This window comes from Vibrio sp. S/42/10, assembly GCF_029890535.1.
Classification (GTDB): domain Bacteria; phylum Pseudomonadota; class Gammaproteobacteria; order Enterobacterales; family Vibrionaceae; genus Vibrio; species Vibrio cyclitrophicus.
Map to the genome: position 1 here is coordinate 293,291 of NZ_JAKMZC010000002.1, position 17,768 is coordinate 311,058.

12 protein-coding genes are annotated in these 17,768 nt (G+C 45.1%); 5 read left to right on the forward strand and 7 right to left on the reverse strand.

Going from position 1 to position 17,768, the window contains the following annotated elements:
* The first annotated feature begins 77 nt into the window (after positions 1-77).
* Positions 78-1,247, forward strand: coding sequence for an MFS transporter (locus L8S15_RS03610; protein WP_010431430.1), 1,170 nt, complete (start codon positions 78-80; stop codon positions 1,245-1,247).
* Between the two features lie 245 nt (positions 1,248-1,492).
* Here the strand turns inward: L8S15_RS03610 and L8S15_RS03615 are convergent, their stop codons facing one another.
* The 4 genes from L8S15_RS03615 to L8S15_RS03630 all read right to left on the reverse strand — a co-directional run bounded on the left by L8S15_RS03615 (position 1,493) and on the right by L8S15_RS03630 (position 7,253).
* Positions 1,493-2,053, reverse strand: coding sequence for a ricin-type beta-trefoil lectin domain protein (locus tag L8S15_RS03615; protein WP_010431427.1), 561 nt, complete (start codon positions 2,051-2,053; stop codon positions 1,493-1,495).
* Between the two features lie 46 nt (positions 2,054-2,099).
* On the reverse strand, positions 2,100-2,840 hold the full coding sequence (locus L8S15_RS03620; RefSeq protein WP_016767861.1) for a DUF1499 domain-containing protein: 741 nt from the start codon (positions 2,838-2,840) through the stop codon (positions 2,100-2,102).
* Positions 2,841-2,948: 108 nt separating this feature from the next.
* Entirely contained in the window at positions 2,949-6,086 is a 3,138-nt protein-coding gene (locus L8S15_RS03625; protein ID WP_016767862.1) for an efflux RND transporter permease subunit, read from the reverse strand.
* 3 nt (positions 6,087-6,089) lie between these two features.
* The gene (locus L8S15_RS03630) at positions 6,090-7,253 is read right to left on the reverse strand and encodes an efflux RND transporter periplasmic adaptor subunit (RefSeq protein WP_280572010.1); all 1,164 of its coding nucleotides are present in this window, start codon (positions 7,251-7,253) and stop codon (positions 6,090-6,092) included.
* A gap of 330 nt (positions 7,254-7,583) precedes the next feature.
* Here L8S15_RS03630 and L8S15_RS03635 point away from each other — a divergent pair, with 330 nt between their 5' ends.
* The 4 genes from L8S15_RS03635 to L8S15_RS03650 are packed head-to-tail and all read left to right on the forward strand — an operon-like array spanning position 7,584 to position 12,982.
* Positions 7,584-8,825 (forward strand): efflux RND transporter periplasmic adaptor subunit, encoded by a 1,242-nt coding sequence (locus L8S15_RS03635; protein ID WP_016784304.1) that lies wholly within the window; start codon positions 7,584-7,586, stop codon positions 8,823-8,825.
* A gap of 2 nt (positions 8,826-8,827) precedes the next feature.
* A complete protein-coding gene (locus tag L8S15_RS03640; RefSeq protein ID WP_280572011.1) occupies positions 8,828-10,804 on the forward strand; it encodes a MacB family efflux pump subunit in 1,977 nt (658 codons plus the stop codon).
* Positions 10,805-10,814: 10 nt separating this feature from the next.
* A complete protein-coding gene (locus tag L8S15_RS03645; protein ID WP_280572012.1) occupies positions 10,815-12,248 on the forward strand; it encodes an ATP-binding protein in 1,434 nt (477 codons plus the stop codon).
* Between the two features lie 23 nt (positions 12,249-12,271).
* Complete coding sequence (locus L8S15_RS03650) at positions 12,272-12,982, forward strand: response regulator (RefSeq protein ID WP_280572013.1); 711 nt, start codon at positions 12,272-12,274, stop codon at positions 12,980-12,982.
* A gap of 15 nt (positions 12,983-12,997) precedes the next feature.
* Here the strand turns inward: L8S15_RS03650 and L8S15_RS03655 are convergent, their stop codons facing one another.
* Genes L8S15_RS03655 through L8S15_RS03665 form a run of 3 tightly spaced genes read right to left on the reverse strand, consistent with a single transcriptional unit; the run spans position 12,998 to position 17,368 of the window.
* Complete coding sequence (locus L8S15_RS03655) at positions 12,998-14,122, reverse strand: lipocalin-like domain-containing protein (RefSeq protein ID WP_280572014.1); 1,125 nt, start codon at positions 14,120-14,122, stop codon at positions 12,998-13,000.
* Positions 14,122-16,659, reverse strand: a complete 2,538-nt coding sequence (locus L8S15_RS03660; RefSeq protein ID WP_280572015.1) for an ABC transporter permease — start codon at positions 16,657-16,659, stop codon at positions 14,122-14,124. Before L8S15_RS03660 ends, L8S15_RS03655 begins: the two co-directional genes overlap by 1 nt.
* A complete protein-coding gene (locus L8S15_RS03665) occupies positions 16,646-17,368 on the reverse strand; it encodes an ABC transporter ATP-binding protein (RefSeq protein WP_010431399.1) in 723 nt (240 codons plus the stop codon). The genes L8S15_RS03660 and L8S15_RS03665 overlap by 14 nt, the downstream gene beginning before the upstream one ends.
* Positions 17,369-17,768 lie beyond the last annotated feature (400 nt).

Below are 17,768 nucleotides of genomic sequence, written 5' to 3' on the forward strand. Positions count from 1 at the left end.
GCTATTTAAGCGTCACCCTTAAACTCACTTCATCAAAATCACTCATTAAAACGATGAACTAAAATTAAGGTGTAATCATGTCAAAGGTGACGACAGAAACTCTGGGTACAGGGCGCTTATTACTTATGTCGAGCGCTGTCTCAGCAACCGCTGCAAATCTTTATTATAACCAGCCGATTTTACCCAAGATCGGTACAGAACTCGGTTTAACAAGCGCACAACTCGGCGCAGTGCCGGCGGCTAGTCAGATTGGTTATGCAGTGGCGCTACTTTTCTTATCGCCATTAGGGGACACTTTGCCGCGCAAACGCCTCATTGCGATCCTATCGGTAATGTTAGTGTTGTCATCATTTATTGCGTTTTCTGCATCTAGCTTAATTGTGTTGGTTGTTGCGTGTTTTGCGATTGGCTTAAGTGCCAATATCACTCAACAGTTGATTCCATTTGCAGCGTCATTAAGCACTCCTGAAACGAAAGGGAAAGTCATTGGGACTTTAATGACAGGCCTGACCGTTGGCATCTTGCTTTCTCGTACACTCAGTGGTTTTGTTGGTGAGCAGTTTGGGTGGCGTGCTGTGTTTATGATGTCGGCAAGTATCGCGATGATCTTTGGTTTAATGTTATACGCTTTTTTACCGACGAATACTCCGACAATCAAGATACCTTACCTTAAGCTTGTTGCTAGTATGGCAACGTTAATTAAGCAGCATTCGATACTACGTACATCTGCTTTAACCGGCGCGCTTTGGTTTGCTTCGTTCAATGCACTTTGGGCAACGTTAGCTTTGCACGTCAGCGAATCACCATTTAATTACAATGCTCAGCAAGCTGGGATGTTTGGGGTTATTGCCTTTGCTGGTGTGATTGGTGCCAAAGTTTCAGGTTCATTAGTAGGTAAGTTTGGTTCTCGAAATATGATCAGTATGGCGTTAGTCATTATTGCTGCTGGCTTTGTTGTTTCGGGGCTCTTTGCTGATACCTTGATTGGGTTGATCGCCGGTATCATTCTTATCGACCTTGGTGTGTTCAGTGCTCAGGTATCGAATCAAGTCCGCGTATTTTCAATTGATCCACAAGCTCAGAGCCGTATAAATGGGGTCTATATGCTTGGCTACTATCTTGGTGGTGCCTTCGGTTCGTTTGTGGGTATTCAGGTATTTGAATTGGTCGGCTGGGTAGGTGTAGTAGGCTTTAGTGTTGCAGCTGTGGCATTAAGTTTTATTGTTAACCGCATCAACAAGCAATAAATCACGTCGCCTTCATTTATGTGTTTACACATACTTGAGTTAAGGCTCGTTGCTATCGAAAATGAATGCTATTTAAACGTTTTAAAGTTTGGATAACACGGTTTACGACTCTCAATGGTGAGTGATAAGCGATGAGAATCATCCATCTTTCATTTCCCTGCAAAATAAAGGTGACATTACATATATGCAATGTCACCTGTAAAGCATTGGGTTGTGAAATAAATAGATTAACCAATGAGTACTTGTTACTTAGAAACAACAGTCCACTTCATTAGAACCGGTTCTGCTTCCTCACACTGAATCAGTTCAAGTGGACGTTTCACCCATGGGCCCGCTTCTTGAGTTTCTGATGTCACTGCCAAACAGTAGCTAGAGTCCGCTTTTAATCGAATGGTTTGATCATTTTCGCTGTAAACAAAACCTTGGTTTTTGGCGTCGCTACACTCTAGTAACGCGAGTTCGCTTTTTCCTTTCGCAAGAAGCCCTTGCATACACAGCCCTTCGAACGCGTAAGACTGAATTTGGTCTGTTTCGTTGTTGAATTCAAATCTCACATCATGACCCGAATAGTTGCGAGGAGAACCTTCAGGCGCTTTGGGTTTACAAGTATGAGTTTGCATTAATTCTGATTGACCAGGTCCGTAGGTATCAATACAAAACCCATAACCGTTTGGCTCATCTAAATTATCACTTAAGACAATGTATGGCGGTTCTGTCGGTACATTTGGCTCTGCTGCAAAGAGGAATGAAGGAGCAACAATTAAGCTAGATGCAACAATGAAGTTGGTCATACTTTTTAGGTTCATATTAATTTCATCCTTTAATGAAGGTAGGTGTTGTGACTAAAACGGCTTACTGGTTAAAACTTTCGGTGAACTCTACAATTCTAGCGGCATTGACACCTTTGTCACTGCGACCGATTCGAGACACACTACGAATATCGATACGGCTTTTGTTGTTTATTGGGGTAACTTGAACGACCACATCGTCCATAAAACCAAAGAAAGTTGTTTGAGCCGTTGCTTCAAAGCGTAATGCCTCTGGGTATCCTGCAACCACTTCCCATCCACTATTTTTCGCTATATCCAGTGCTTTTGCGTACGCATCTTCAGAAGAAAGGTTCGACTGAATAGGTTTAATGTATGGGTACAATTTTTTCTGTATGGCAGCCACTTCTTCTCCTGCATAAATCAGAGAGTTTTTGGCACCTGCACGCGTATCGTCTAGCTTATAAAATTCAGGTGGGTTTATAGTGTCGGTAGTAATGTCATGAATTGCAGGCTCACGCTTTACGGGGTGAGTTATGCCATGGAGCATTGGCGCGATGAGACCAAGCCCTATGAATGCAGCAACCAGAGACTTGAGCGCACCTGTACGATCACGAGTAATCCATTGGTAGATGAGCCCGAGTGTACTTAAAGCGAGTAGAGAGAGGCCGATAGGGTTGAGGTAGTTTCGAATGTAGCCAAAGCCAACAATAGGGTCCCATAAGCCCATGCGAGATCCAAATATCATCACCGCAACCATGAGTAATGCGGTAAAAGCGATGACTAGTAATAATGTTCCTATACGAGATGGTCGGTTGTTCGTCATTTTCTATCCTTTGAAAGTTTTCAGCGAGTAATGATGAGCCACTCCTAGGCTCACCATATCTTCATTTTGTTAGTATTCGGTTTTATTATTACTTCGTTTTGTGATTGCTCAGTTTGGTTGTTCTGTGTCGTTTGCTATTTCTGCTTTGTCATCTGACTTGAACAGTTTGCAGATCAAGACAAAAAATAGCGGAGCGAAGTAAATCACTAACAACGTCGCTCCCATCATGCCGCCTAAAACGGACGTACCAATCGCATTACGCGCGTTAGCACCTGCACCCGTACTCAGCACTAAAGGCAATACGCCGAGTCCGAACGCCAGTGACGTCATGATGATAGGGCGCAAACGCATCTCACATGCTTGTACCGTTGCATCAATAATGTTGACGCCTTTTTCATAAAGTTCTTTGGAGAACTCAACAATCAAAATGGCGTTCTTGGCGGTTAAACCTATGGTAGTTAGCACGCCTACTTGGAAGTACACATCGTTTTCTAACCCTCGTAACATAATCGCAGCCAGTGCGCCGAGTATGCCTAATGGAACCACCAGAATAATCGCAATTGGAATACTCCAACTTTCATACAGAGCCGCTAAGCAGAGGAAGACCATCAAGATGGAGATCGCATACAGAATTGGCGCTTGGTTGCCGGCTTCTATCTCTTGATAGGACATTCCCGTCCAGCTTACCTGTACATCATTGGAGATCTCGGCTGCCAATCTATCGATTTCAGCCATCGCTTCACCAGTACTATAACCAGAGGCGGCTTCACCGACGATTTCCACTGCAGGATTACCGTTATAACGTTGTAACTGTGGAGAACCTTGACCCCAGTGATAAGTACTGAAGGCTGAGATAGGCACCATCTCGTCGTTGTTATTACGCACAAACCATAAGTTCAGGTCTTCTGGTGTCATGCGATATTCTGCATCAGCTTGAATGTAAACTTTCTTAGAGCGGCCACGGTCGATAAAGTCATTCACGTATGACGATGCCCAAGCAATCGACAGTGATTGGTTGATGTCATCGATTTCTAAACCGAGCACTTTGGCTTTCTCATAGTCGACATCAAGGAATAGTTGCGCGGTATCCTCCAGGCCATTTGGACGTGTACTTTGCAATAATGGACTTTGTGCCGCAGCACCAAGTAGTTGGTTTCTTATCTCAATCAGCTTGTCATGACCGACAGCACCGACGTCTTCTAAGTAGAAGTTAAAGCCTGTTGAAGTACCAAGCTCTCGGATCGCTGGGCTACTAAAAGCAAAGATCTGTGCATGTTTGTAGTTTGAAAATTCACCCATAACACGGCCGATAATGGAATCCACATCGGTTCCAGGCTCCGTCCTTTCTGACCAGTCTTTCAAGCCAATGAATGCCATTGCTGCATTTTGTCCAGAGCCTGAAAAGTTGAATCCAGACACGGTAAACACGTGGTCGACAGTGTGTGACTCGTTCTCTTCAAAATAATCTTTGATATCCAACATCACTTCTTGTGTCTTTTGTAATGTGGTCCCCGTTGGTGTGGTGACCATAACCATGAAGTCACCTTGGTCTTCATTTGGTAAAAATGAACTTGGCAGCACGTTGTATAGGTAAGCCGTGCCGGCAAAAAGCATTAGGTAAACAAAAACGAAGCGTAGTGGTCGCTGTAAAGCGTGTTTAACTGAACCTCGGTATTGGCTGGATAGCTTGTCGAACCCTCGGTTAAACAGTGCAAAAAACTTATTGCTCGACGCTTTATCGACAGGCTTTAGAAGCGTTGCACACAATACAGGAGTAAGAATCAATGCGACGACAACGGATAGCACCATTGCCGAGACAATCGTCAAAGAGAACTGTTGGTAGATAACGCCCGTTGACCCTGACATGAAGGCCATAGGAATAAATACAACCGACAACACCATCGTAATACCGATTAGGGCACTGGTAATTTGTCCCATTGACTTCTTAGTTGCTTCAAGAGGAGATAGATTCTCTTCATGCATCAACCGCTCAACGTTTTCCACGACTACGATGGCATCATCAACCAGCAAACCGATCGCTAACACCAAACCAAACATGGTGAGTGTGTTGATTGAGAAACCCAGCATGGCCATGACACCAAAGGTACCAAGTAGTACGACTGGCACGGCAATGGTTGGGATTAAGGTTGCTCGTAAGTTCTGCAAAAACAGTAACATCACGATAAACACAAGCCCAACCGCTTCAAATAGCGTTTTGACCACTTCAGTGATAGAAAGGCGAATGAACAAGTTGTTATCGGTTGTTTTAACCAATACTAGTCCGTCTGGAAAGCCTTTTGAAAGTTGTTCCAGTTTTGCATCAACCGCGTTTTGTGTGTCTAACGAATTCGCGCCGGTGGCGAGGGTGATCGCAATACCTGAAGAGTCCTTACCCATGTAGGCTGGAATGGATGAAGATTCTTCACTGGCTAACTCGACACGTGCGACGTCTTTGAGCTTAATTTGAGATCCGTCACTGTCGACTTTAATTAAGATGTCCTCAAATTCTTCAACGCTGGTTAATAGGCTTTGCGCTGTGATACTGGCATTAATTAACTGAGAATCAACGGCTGGCGTTCCGCCTAGTTGTCCAACAGTAACTTGGCTGTTTTGAACCGATACGGCATTAGAAACGTCAACAGGGGTGAGACTGTAGCTGTTCAATTTTGCAGGGTCTAACCAAATACGCATCGCATAAGATGGACCGAAAATAGTCACTTCGCCTACGCCGTTAACACGGCTTAAGATGTCCTTAATGTTAGAGTTTGCGTAATCTTGAATGTCGCCCGCACTCATGCTGCCATCAGGCGAATAGAGGTTGGTGACCGACATGAAACCCGACGTACTCTTGGTCACAGATGTGCCTTGGTTTTGTACTGCTGTAGGCAGGCGATTGCTCACTTGCTGTAAGCTATTCTGCACCTGTACCTGGGCAATATCGGGGTCAGTGTCTGCGCTAAACGTTAAGGTCACACTCGCACTACCAGAAGAGTCACTTTTCGACGCCATGTAAAGAAGGTTATCTAACCCTGTCATGCCTTGTTCGATGACTTGGGTTACGCTGTCTTCAATCGTTTTCGCTGACGCGCCAGGGTATGACGTTGAAATAGTCACGGCTGGTGGTGCAATTGTTGGGTATTGCGCGACAGGCAAAGAGACGATCGCCGCAATGCCTGAAAGCATAATGACAATGGAAATCACCCAAGCAAAAATCGGTCTGTTAATAAAAAAGTTCGATAAGGACATGGTTTATTCCTCGCTCGCCAAAGCAGGAACGGTACTGTCTGTTCTGCTATCGACAACAACCGCAACATCATTTTTCATGTTAATTATGTTGGTGATGACGACTTGTTCACCGCTAGAAAGCCCCTCTTTAACAACCCAACCGTTACCCACTTCATTGCCGAGAACGACTGGCTTTTTCGCTGTTTTGTTGTCTTGGTTAACGACAAAAACTGAAGGATCACCAGACTGGCTTCTTACTACAGCTGATTGCGGAACAACAAGGTAGCCTCGTGCTTCTGGCATCGAAATATGGGCGCGTACGTACATACCGGTGAGTAAAGTATTGTCAGGGTTCGGAATGATGGCACGTAGCGTTACCGTACCGGTTGAGTCTGAAACGAGCGTGTCCGAAAACTCTAAATGGCCGACTTCGTCATACGCACTGCCGTCTTCTAACGTTATCGTTACTGGGATCTCAGCATTTTTGTCGGTAAAGGTCGCAAACTCTTTTCTGATTTTGGTAATCGCTAACGAAGATTGCTGCATATCCACGTAAACGTTCGTGGTTTGCACAATAGTCGTCAGGTAAGAAGACTGCTCAGAGGTCAATAAAGAGCCTTCAGAGACCAAAGAAAGACCAGCCTGACCTGAGATAGGCGCTTTGATTTTGGTATAAGACAGTTCAATATCGGCGTAATCCAATTCTGCTTGGCGGATCGCGACTTCAGCTTGGGCTTCTTTGTAAAGGGCGTCTGCATCGTCAAAATCTTGCTGACTGGTCAGTTTTTTTCTTAATAGTTCTTTATAGCGGAGTGCCGTTTTTCGAGCGGTATCTTCGCTCGTCAGTGCTTTCGCTAATTGAGCTTGTGCGCTATTAACGTTGGATTGATAAGTGGTTGGGTCAATTTCATAAAGTACATCATCGGCTTCTACGTGAGAGCCCTCTTTGTATAGGCGGCTTTTGAGAATCCCTGTTACTTGAGGCCTCACTTCTGCTTGCTTGAACGCGGCAATTCGTCCTGGCAACTGGGTCGTCAAACGCAGTGTTGTTGGAGTCAAGTCTAAAACGTCGACATGAATAGGACCTGGGGCTGGTCGTTGTTCCATAGCTTGTTCGCCACAGCCCAATAGTAGAGAACTAGAGAGAAGTAAGCCCAAAGGCAATCTTAACGCGCGGGGTAGAAACATAATGAAACCTTATCCTAGAAGCAGAATTGCAAACATAGAAAAAAGGATAGCAGTTATATGGTTAAGGCAGGGTTAAGGCTCAGGGGTTATACGAGTCATTGGATAGCTGCAAATAACTTGATGCAGATTGCATTCCTGAACTTAGAAACGCTTAGTTATACGTCTCTCTGTTGTTCGTTGTTTCTTTATCACCACACATTTATCACACAATTTAATGTTTTTTAATAAAACTTATTTATTATCAGTGTGTTGCATGGTGTTAACGTCTCAAAGTTCCCTCACATTTTTTCGTTATCCTAGGAGTAATGAAAAAATTGGGAAAACCTTCGCATGAAAAACATCAAACAGTTAGTGACGATCACTTTACTTGTTATCGCTATCGGTGCTGTCGCCGCTTATTTTTATATGAAGAACGATGCCTCAATCGTCACTTATTCTACGGAGCCTGTTCGCATCGGTAACATCGAAGAGGTGGTGCTCACTAACGGTGTGCTATATCCCTACAAAATGGTGAATGTGGGTGCTCAAGTTTCAGGCAAGTTAGAGTCGATAGCCGTGACGGTCGGTGACACACTTAAAGCTGGTGATGTTATTGCTCAAATTGATAACCTTTCACAAGAAAACGCATTGAAAGAATCCCATGCTTCACTCACTAACATTAATGCGCAATATCGAGCGAAAAAAGCGCAGATTTATCAGTCACAACTTGCTTTTGAACGACAAAAGGCGATGTTGTTAAAAAATGCCAGCTCGCAATCCATGTATGACGCAGCAGAGGCCGAACTTCTTGTTTATGAAGCCGAACTCGACCAACTGGTTGCAGAAAAAGAGAAAGCGCTGATCAGTGTCGATGACGCTCAACTGGATTTAAGCTATACAAAGATCGAATCACCGATTGATGGCACGGTTGTTTATGTCTCTGTTGAAGAGGGGCAAACCGTTAACACAAATCAATCGACACCTTCCATTGTTGAAGTCGCTCAACTTGATGTTATGACGGTCAAGGCACAAGTGTCTGAAGCCGATATCATTCACATTGCGACGGGGCAAAAAGTGTATTTTTCGATTTTAGGCGCGCCACAACACAATTTTTATGGTGAACTGAAATCAATTGAGCCTGGCCCAACCCTTTTGACTGGCGACGATAGCGAGCTAAACATTGGTGATAATGATGCTATTTATTATAACGCGGTATTTGATGTCGATAACACGGAAGGGTTGCTGCGCTTTGGTATGACAGCGCAAGTCTCGATCGTACTAGATGATGCACAAGAAGCACTATTGGTTCCGTCTCAAGTCCTGACTAAAAAGCTTCCCGGCAAGAATCGTTATCGTGTCCCTGTTTTAGTTGAAGGCGCATTAGAGATGCGAAATGTTGAGATTGGCATCAATAATAAAGTGTATGCACAAGTTCTGGATGGGCTAGAGCTAGGAGATCGAGTTGTTATTGGTCAAGCGAACGCCAAATCGTCATCAGGTTTTGATATGTCATCGACATTAGGGCCTGAGAAAGGTGGTCGTGGTAATGGAGGTCCTGGAGGTCGTGGTCAAGGTAATGGCGGGAGACCTTAGTTATGAGTGACGTTCTATTAGAAATCTCAGGACTCAGTCGTTGTTTTCCTGCAGGTGATGATCAGTTAACGGTATTGAACAACGTTAACCTAACCATACGTCGCGGTGAAATGATCGCGATAATGGGGGCTTCTGGTTCGGGTAAATCGACTTTAATGAATATTTTAGGTTGCTTAGATACTCCTAGCGAAGGAACTTATCTTGTTAATGGTCGAGATACATCGGTAATGAACCCTGATCAATTAGCGGAATTACGCCGTGACTATTTTGGTTTTATATTTCAACGTTATCATTTGTTAGATGATCTCACTGCTATCGGTAATGTCGAGATCCCTGCGCTTTACTCAGCCGAAAACAAAGCGTCCCGCCAAGCACGAGCTGAGCAACTGTTAAAAAGGTTGGGGCTAGCGGAGCGAATGGATCATAAGCCAAGTCAACTTAGTGGTGGGCAACAACAGCGAGTTAGTGTCGCCCGCGCTTTGATTAATGGTGGTACTGTGATCCTTGCCGATGAACCAACCGGGGCTCTCGATAGCCATAGCGGTAAAGAGATGATGGACTTACTTCGTGAGTTGCATCAACAAGGGCATACTATTGTTCTGGTTACTCATGACCCTAAGATCGCCGCCTCCGCGGAGCGCGTAATCGAGATCTCTGATGGAGAAATCGTGAGTGATATAACGAGCGGTGCCAATAATGATAGCGCCTCAACTGAATATTCAGCGACAAGAATCGAAGAGAAACAAAGTGTCAATAAACCTATATCAAAGCCGTTTTCTGCACAGTGGTTCAGCGTTGTTGAAGCGTTCAAAATGTCGCTATCCGCAATGGGAAGCCATCGACTAAGAACGTTTCTGACGATGCTGGGGATCATCATCGGTATTGCGTCTGTGGTGTCCGTTGTAGCGATTGGCAATGGTTCTCAAGCTCAGGTTTTGTCACGAATGGCTTCAATGGGCACCAATACTATTGAAATCAAACCTGGTTCTGGGCTGGGCGACCGACGTGCTGGGCGAGTGAGAACCTTGACAGCAAGTGATGCAAACGCTTTAACGAATCTCTCCTTTGTTGATAGTGTGACACCGACTGTGCGTGTGAATGTGGCGGTGCGCTATGGTAATGAGGCGGTGACAGCAGAAGTGCAAGGTGTTGGTCCTGACTACTTTCGCGTTCGAGGTTTTGAAGTCGCACAAGGGCAGTTATTTGATGAGGGAAGTATCGATGCACTAGAGCAAGTGGCGGTTATTGATAACAATACCTTAAATGACCTTTTCCCTGATGGTGAAGCACTTGGCAAAGTCATCTTTTTAGGTCGCTTGCCAGTGCGTATTATCGCGGTTACCGAAGCAAGAGAAATGGCGTTTGGCAATAGTGATGCTCTGAATGTTTGGTTACCTTATAGCACGGTAAATTCTCGTATTTATAGCCAAAATTACGTTAATGATATTACGGTTAGGGTGAGCGACGAAGTATCCAGTACCGCTGCAGAGCAAGCGATCATTAATTTAATTAAAATGCGCCATGGTGTGGAAGATTTCTTTACCGTGAATACGGATACGGTCAGAGAAAATATCGAACAAACTTCATCAACGATGACCTTACTTATCTCGGCTATTGCCTTTATTTCATTGGTGGTGGGTGGCATCGGTGTTATGAATATCATGCTGGTGTCGGTAACCGAACGAACGCGAGAAATCGGTATTCGTATGGCAGTTGGAGCAAGGCAAGCGGATATTCTAAGACAATTTTTAATAGAAGCCGTTTTAGTGTGTTTGTGTGGGGGCGCTTTGGGGATAGGGTTAGCTTACGCTGTGGGCTTGATTGTCTCATCGACGAGCAGTGGTTTGAGTATGATTTATTCGACAAACTCAATTATTGCGGCCTTTATTTGCTCAACACTGATCGGGATTCTCTTCGGTTTCTTACCTGCTAGAAATGCAGCAAGATTAAACCCGGTGGATGCGTTATCTCGAGGATAAGGAAAGAACGTTGAAGATAGATTATAAATTGAAACTCATTCATAAGTTCTTCTTTGCTTTTTGTATCACAAGCTTTGTCGCGGTGTGCATTATGCTCGCTTTGATCATGCAGAACCTGTCGTCGGGTTTTCATGACTTTATCAAAGAGGCCGAATCGAGCTATATCAAGCAAGTCAGCCAAAAGTTGGGAGAGTACTATCAAACCAATGGGTCGTGGCAATCGCTAAAAGAAGACGAGAAGCATTGGCGACGTTTGGTGGGCACTCGAAAAGGGCCAGAGGAGCGTGAGTCACTCGCTTTACCGACGGATACGACGGGAATGAGCCAGTTATTGCAAACGCAGAGAAGACTCAGTTTATATGATGTCGATAAAACGGTGGTGGTAGGCCGCTCTCGAATTGATGAAAGCGCCTTTACTCACGCCATTGTGTTAGACGGTGTCGTGATCGGCTGGCTCAGTTATGTCCCTTCGCGGCTGGCTGAACACAGCCCTGCCAACGCATTTTTGGCTGAGCAATACCAAAGTTATGTTGCGATTACGTTGGCCGTTATCGCTCTTGCGTTTATAACAGCTTGGCTTTTCTCTCGTCACTTGGTTGCGCCCATTTTTAAAGTGAATGAAGGTACGACTCAGTTGATTCAAGGTAATTTTTCAACAAGGGTGGAGAGCGCTAGTAACGATGAACTTGGCGTACTCACAGACAATATTAACGTTCTGGCTCAGACACTGGAGAAGAACAAAACGGAACGCTCAAAGTGGATGTCAGACGTTGCTCATGAACTGAAAACACCGCTCACAGTGGTTCGAGGGCAACTTAACGCGATCCAAGATGGGATTTTTAAAGCGGATGAAAAGCGCTTACAGGTGATGATTGATCAAATTGATAGCATGAGCCATTTAGTCGGTGATATTTATCAGTTGTCTATTACTGATATTGGCGGTTTGTCATACCAAAAATCTTCATTCGATCTTGTTGAACTTCTCAAAGATATCTTACTTGGCTTTAAGGTTAAGACCGATGAATTGGGGCTAGGTTTAGAGTGTGAATCGCTGTATACGAAAGAGCATGCAGCGTGTTTTGTGGTGGCTGATCGAGAACGTTTGACGCAGTTGTTTACCAACATATTGGAGAATAGCTGTCGTTATACCGATGCTCCGGGAAACATTACTTTATCCCTTCACAAAGACAAAAATACCGTTGAGGTGGCAATCGAAGACACATCTCCATCCATACCTGAGCAAGATTTCACGCGGGTATTTGAACGCTTTTATCGAGTAGAACAATCTCGCAGTCGAGAGCATGGTGGCTCTGGTATTGGTTTAGCATTGTGTTATCAAATTATCGAGGCGCATCAAGGCACTATTTGTGCTAAAAAATCAGTTCTGGGCGGTGTTAAAATGATGATAACCCTACCGATCCATCACCATACTGGCTCACAATAAGATTTCGATAGAGGAAAGAGAGAATGAAGACGCATATTTTGATTGTGGAAGACGAGGAATACATTGCCGAAGTCTTGATCGCGTATTGCCAAAATAGCGGCTTTGAAGCGACCCACCTCGCGTCGGGTGCGAATGTTGTTGAGACGGTGAAATCGCAGGCGTTTGACTTAATGTTACTTGATTTAATGCTGCCAGATGTAGATGGTGTGGAAATATGCAAACAAGTACGTCAATTTTCTCAATTACCTATCATCATGGTGACCGCAAAAAGTGAAGAGATTGACCGATTAATTGGTTTAGAGTTCGGAGCTGATGATTATATCTGCAAGCCGTTTAGCCCTAGAGAAGTGATTGCGAGGATCAAAACGGTACTGCGCCGCATTCAACCAAACCTAGTATCTAACCGTTCTTCTCAACCTAGCGCTGAGTTAGTTTTGGGACAATTTGTATTAAAGCCTGACGAATATGAGGCCCGATTTGGTGGCTGCTTTCTTGACTTAACGCCCAAAGAATTCATGTTACTTCGCCTGCTAGTGGAGCATCCGGGCCGAGTGTATAGTCGTGATGATATTCTCAATGCGCTTTACAGCGACCTTGCCGATGTATCAGACAGAAATATTGATACCCACATAAAGAACATCCGTAAAAAAATCCATGCCGTAGCACCAACAGCAAACCCTATCCGTTCGGTTTATGGGGTAGGGTACAAATTGCTGATTGAAATGCCTAAGTAGCCAGAGATATTTTGCTTAATATCCTGTCAGCTCCATATAGCCAGAACCAGAGTGGGATCCTTTAATCATGATTGGTCCTTCCCAATAGGGCACCGATAGTGGCATTTTCGCATTTGGATTAAGTGCCGAAACAGTCAGTTTAATTTGTTGCGTCGGAATCTTAATTTGCCATTCTGTTGGATAGTCACGCCCATCGATCTCTGTTTTCTTGGTGACGGTTAAGCTGATGTCTTGTTGTTTAATCGCGATGCCAGAACCTTCTCGCTGCATTAACCTCGCATGGGAATAGCTGGCTTTGCCTGTTTTTGAATCTCGAAGTTGGAACACGACCAAACTGGTTGCATCGTTTAACCTTAGAGCAAACCAATCCCAACCTTGTTGTGAGTCGAGCAAAAACTGCGAACTCCACTCTCTATCGATCCAACCTTTGCCTGATACTTGATGTGCGACTCCATTAATGATCACTTTGCCTGATACATCAATGAACGGCTGACTGTAGTAATACGAAGCTACCTTCGCGTCACCGCTCTTGGTGCTGTAGCCTTGGTCGCCCTGTTTTTGGTAGGGTGCATCGTTAGTTAATTTGAGCGAGTAACCAAACTGTTCAGAATCTGCATTCAACGTAGCAGGGAATAGATCATCGGTAGCCGAGGTCCATTGCCAATCATCAAGGTAAACTCGAAATGGTGAAGAATCGACACCTGCTAGCTTAGCTTGACCGCGAGACCATTTTTCGTTGGCATAGTGTTTGTCTTTGGTGGTGACGGCACTATGCGCCATATAGATCTGTTGGCTTTGCCATGTTGTTTTCTGAGTGCTGTGGTCACTTTCTTGTGGTGCGGTTGCGAAACGAAATTGAGTCCATTGCACACCTAATGAGTGACCTTCTTCATCAGTCAGATTGGCAGTTAAATACCACCATTCATGACGAAAATCAGGGTGTGCTTGATGGTCGGCAGGAAAGGTGATGTCGATGCCTTTTACCACTGTAGTGAACTGCGCTTTGTCTGTTTGCGTTTCTTCGTCAGTTTGTCTTTCAGTGCTGAGGATTGAGCCCATGTTTTGGGGCCGTGAGTCTTCACATGCGATAAGAGATAAACTCAACAGAATGAGCGCTGTTGCCTTAATTAGTTGGTTCATCACAACACCTCACTTTGCAAGCTGCACACGACCGGCTTACTGACCAAACGCCACAGCGGAATTAAGGTAGCAACCACTGCGACTAAAATAGTGATGACAGCAATGTTCAGTGCGTCACTCCAGCTCCATACGTAATTTAAGCTCCAACCGAATGCGCGAAGGGTGACGATGTCCGTCAGTACATAGCCTACCATGGCACCAAGCGGCACGGCGACCACTAGAGTAAAAGCGACCAGAACAACGATTTGCCCCACCACCATAACCATTAATTTCTTCCGACTAACGCCAAGCGCATACAACCTTGCAATAGCGGCCTTGCGTGCGTCGAGCAACATAAAGCATGCACAGAACAAACCAATAACAGCAACCATTAAAGTGACGCCATTGAGCGCTCGCGTAATGGCAAAAGTTTGTGAGAAAATGTCCAAAGCGATGGACTTGATTTGGGCTTGATCGTAAAGCTGACTAGGATGCAAATTCAATTGTTGGCGTAATTGTTCGTACACCTGTTGTGGGTCGCCAGATACTTTGATTCCCAAGCTGGTGGGTAAGTCCGTAAAGCCGTTTTCAAGCCATAAGTTGGGAGCCAATAACACTTCCCCATTTGGTGAGCCATAGTCATGGAAAATCGCGCCAACACTCAATGTATTGTCTTGGATAGCGTCTAATTTGAGTTGGCTTCCAAGGGACAAGCCGAGCTTCACCGCCGTAGGTTCGCTTATCGCCACTAATTCACCTTGGTAAAAGCGCGTCCAGAAGTTATAAACATGAGATTGGAACACCATGGTTTGTTCAAGTGTTTCATTGTCTTTGGTGCCGAGCAAAATAGGCAAGCCTTGCAAGTTATCATCAACGTAGTATTGCTTGTAGACGGTTTCAACGTTATCAAACAGGGTTAAGGCATGTTCAACATTGGCAATTTCACCTTGGGCGGGGCTAACGTAAATGTCGGCATGCAATCGCTGTTCAAGCCATTGCTTTAGGGTGGACTCAAAACTGCCAACTAAGGTATTCATTCCTATATTGGCGGTAACAGCAAGAAGCAGGGCCATCATGGCAAGGGAAAGAGGGGAGATCAGCTCACGCAGTTCAGCAAACAGATATTGTATTAAACCTGATTGGGCGCGCTTTTCGCTCCAACTCGCTAGCACACTTAGGGTTTTCGGTAGATACAAAGGTATCGACACCACTAACACACCGAGCCAGGCCATCGTGAACCGGTGGTGTTCGCTAAGCCATAAACCGGCCAACGCCAAAACAGTGAGTACCACACCAACAACAAATAGCTGATTTTCGTTCGAGGCTTCCGGCGCTTGATAAAAACCACCATGTGAAGAGAGAGGCTGGCGGACGCGCTGCTTAAAGTGCTGCCAACATGCAACCAGCGTTGCGGCTAGAGTGAGCAGTAAAGCTTGCGCTAACCATTGCCACTGCCATGTACCGGGAAGCAGTGTTGCACCATAAAGTTGCTCAAGCGTTATCGCGACGGTGGGGTGGAGCCAGTGGCTTAATTGAATTCCTAAAATGAAACCAAGCGACGCACCCAATGTGACTAAAAGAGTCAGCTCGACTAACAGAGCTGAAAATACGATGCTTGGCGCAATTCCAGCTTGTTGAATTTGCACCAACAGCCGATTACGTTTCAGCAAACTGTACTTAACACCGTTGTAAGCGATGAACAGGCCAACCAAAAACGCCAACAAACTCATGGCGGTGAGATTGAGGTGAAAGCTGTCAGTAATCGAGCCGAGATCGGTACTTTCATTATTGGTGATCCATTGCCCTTGTTCGCCAACGATGCTTTGCCATTTATCGAGTGAGTTGTTATTGGGATTAAACACAGCGATGTAGCTCAGTTGTCCTTGTTTGTTGAGCAGTAGCTGAGCGAATCCAATGTCCATCAGCATTCTACTACCCAGTTGCCATTCGTCTGGTAGCACCACGACTTTGGTTTTGATTTCATCCAGAGTGAGCGTGTCTACTTCGCCCAAGTTTTGGTATTGCGATTGGCTCATCATCACGATGGGCTCGCCCGCTAAGAGTGGCGGTAAAGGTAAGGCGGTATCGAACAGGGAAATGTTTGGATCATTGCCTCGAGTATTGTCTTTTTCGTTATCGCTTTTTTCATCGACGCCAGAGTAACGAGCTCTTGAGGTGAGAGCGGCGATTAATTCACTGCCTTGTATTGACCAACGACGTCCTTGCTCGTCTCTCACTTGCCCTTCAATCACAGGCAGCGCGGCACTTAATCCATTTTGTCTCAAGGTGAAGTAAAGCGATTCTGGTAAGTAGTTTTGCCCTGATGGCGGAATGATTAAGTTTTGCGCCTGTGCGCTAAGTTGCTCAGTCGATTCTGAATAACTACGTTTCGCATTAAGGTTAATGGCTTGCACGGCGACAAACAAGGTCACCGCCAGCACGATGCCGATTAAAATTGCAGCAGCTTGTAACGGTGATTGGCGATAGTGCGCCGCGAACAGATTTAGAGTCAGTTTGGTATGGGTGAACTTGGTGCTCGCAAACCTAGCTTGCTTCATAGGGCTGCTCACTGGCTTGCGATAGAGCCTTTTTCAAATCAACGGTCTTCAAACGACCATCATCTAAAACCAACTGTGTTTGCATAAAACTGGCACACTCAGGGCTGTGTGTGACCAACAGTACAGCAGTGTTGCCTTGTGTGGTGATTTCACTCAGCAACTTCATGACTTCCAAGCCTGCTTTTTGGTCGAGGTTGCCTGTCGGTTCATCGGCAAGCAGTAGCTTGGGTTTGTGGGCTAGCGCACGTGCAATAGCGACACGTTGCTGCTGGCCGCCAGAGAGCGCAGAAACATGCCTATCAAGTAGCTCGCTGATGCCTAAAGCTTCCACCAAATAATCACACCAATCGTTCCATTTTTGTTGGTTTAAATGAAGCGGGAAGGCGATGTTTTGTTTTACGTTGAGCGGGGTGAGTAAGTTGAACTGTTGAAAGATAACGCCGAGTTTGTGATGGCGAAAGCGACTCCATTGCGGATCCTTCCAAACCATCGCGTTATCGCCATCTAGCCACAACTCACCAACTGAAAGTGGTTCGAAACCAGCAATCACGTTGAGTAGGGTGCTTTTGCCACTGCCACTCGCTCCTGTCAAAGCCACACTTGCGCCTGTCGCCAATGTGAAGTCGACGCCTTCCAATACGTTATGGGTCTCTTTGCCATCAACAAAGCTTTTGCTCGCATGTTTGAGCGTGACAATTGGGCTTTCCATTTCATCTCCCTAAAACCAAAAACAGAATCAAAAGGTGTCGTTTCTATTGGCAATTACCGAAGCGATAGGCCCTATGAGATTCTAGACAACAATTTAAAAAAATTAGCGATTTACATCGAATTATTAATAACTTGTACTTCGATTAGGAGAAAATAGATCAATATAAGAAGAGGGGATAACGATTGAAGGGCAATTTGGACGGCTTATAACTTGAGATTCGAGGGCCGTGCTGGCTTGGTGAATGCTTGAACTAGGTTTTTATATCAAGTCATGAGTTAGCTTCTAGCTCAGATCTGCCCCAAAGTTAGCTGAACACTCATAAATGAGTTGAGTTTACCACTGTTGTTATGCCATTGGTGTAGCCAGCACTGTATAAATCAATAGGACATAATAATTTTCA

Coding starts and splice junctions, on each gene's coding strand:
- L8S15_RS03635 (WP_016784304.1), top strand. CDS start 7,584: ATGAAAAACATCAAACAGTTAGTGACGATCACTTTACTTGTTATCGCT.
- L8S15_RS03650 (WP_280572013.1), top strand. CDS start 12,272: ATGAAGACGCATATTTTGATTGTGGAAGACGAGGAATACATTGCCGAA.
- L8S15_RS03625 (WP_016767862.1), bottom strand. CDS start 6,086: ATGTCCTTATCGAACTTTTTTATTAACAGACCGATTTTTGCTTGGGTG.
- L8S15_RS03610 (WP_010431430.1), top strand. CDS start 78: ATGTCAAAGGTGACGACAGAAACTCTGGGTACAGGGCGCTTATTACTT.
- L8S15_RS03665 (WP_010431399.1), bottom strand. CDS start 17,368: ATGGAAAGCCCAATTGTCACGCTCAAACATGCGAGCAAAAGCTTTGTT.
- L8S15_RS03640 (WP_280572011.1), top strand. CDS start 8,828: ATGAGTGACGTTCTATTAGAAATCTCAGGACTCAGTCGTTGTTTTCCT.
- L8S15_RS03660 (WP_280572015.1), bottom strand. CDS start 16,659: ATGAAGCAAGCTAGGTTTGCGAGCACCAAGTTCACCCATACCAAACTG.
- L8S15_RS03655 (WP_280572014.1), bottom strand. CDS start 14,122: ATGAACCAACTAATTAAGGCAACAGCGCTCATTCTGTTGAGTTTATCT.
- L8S15_RS03615 (WP_010431427.1), bottom strand. CDS start 2,053: ATGAACCTAAAAAGTATGACCAACTTCATTGTTGCATCTAGCTTAATT.
- L8S15_RS03620 (WP_016767861.1), bottom strand. CDS start 2,840: ATGACGAACAACCGACCATCTCGTATAGGAACATTATTACTAGTCATC.
- L8S15_RS03630 (WP_280572010.1), bottom strand. CDS start 7,253: ATGTTTCTACCCCGCGCGTTAAGATTGCCTTTGGGCTTACTTCTCTCT.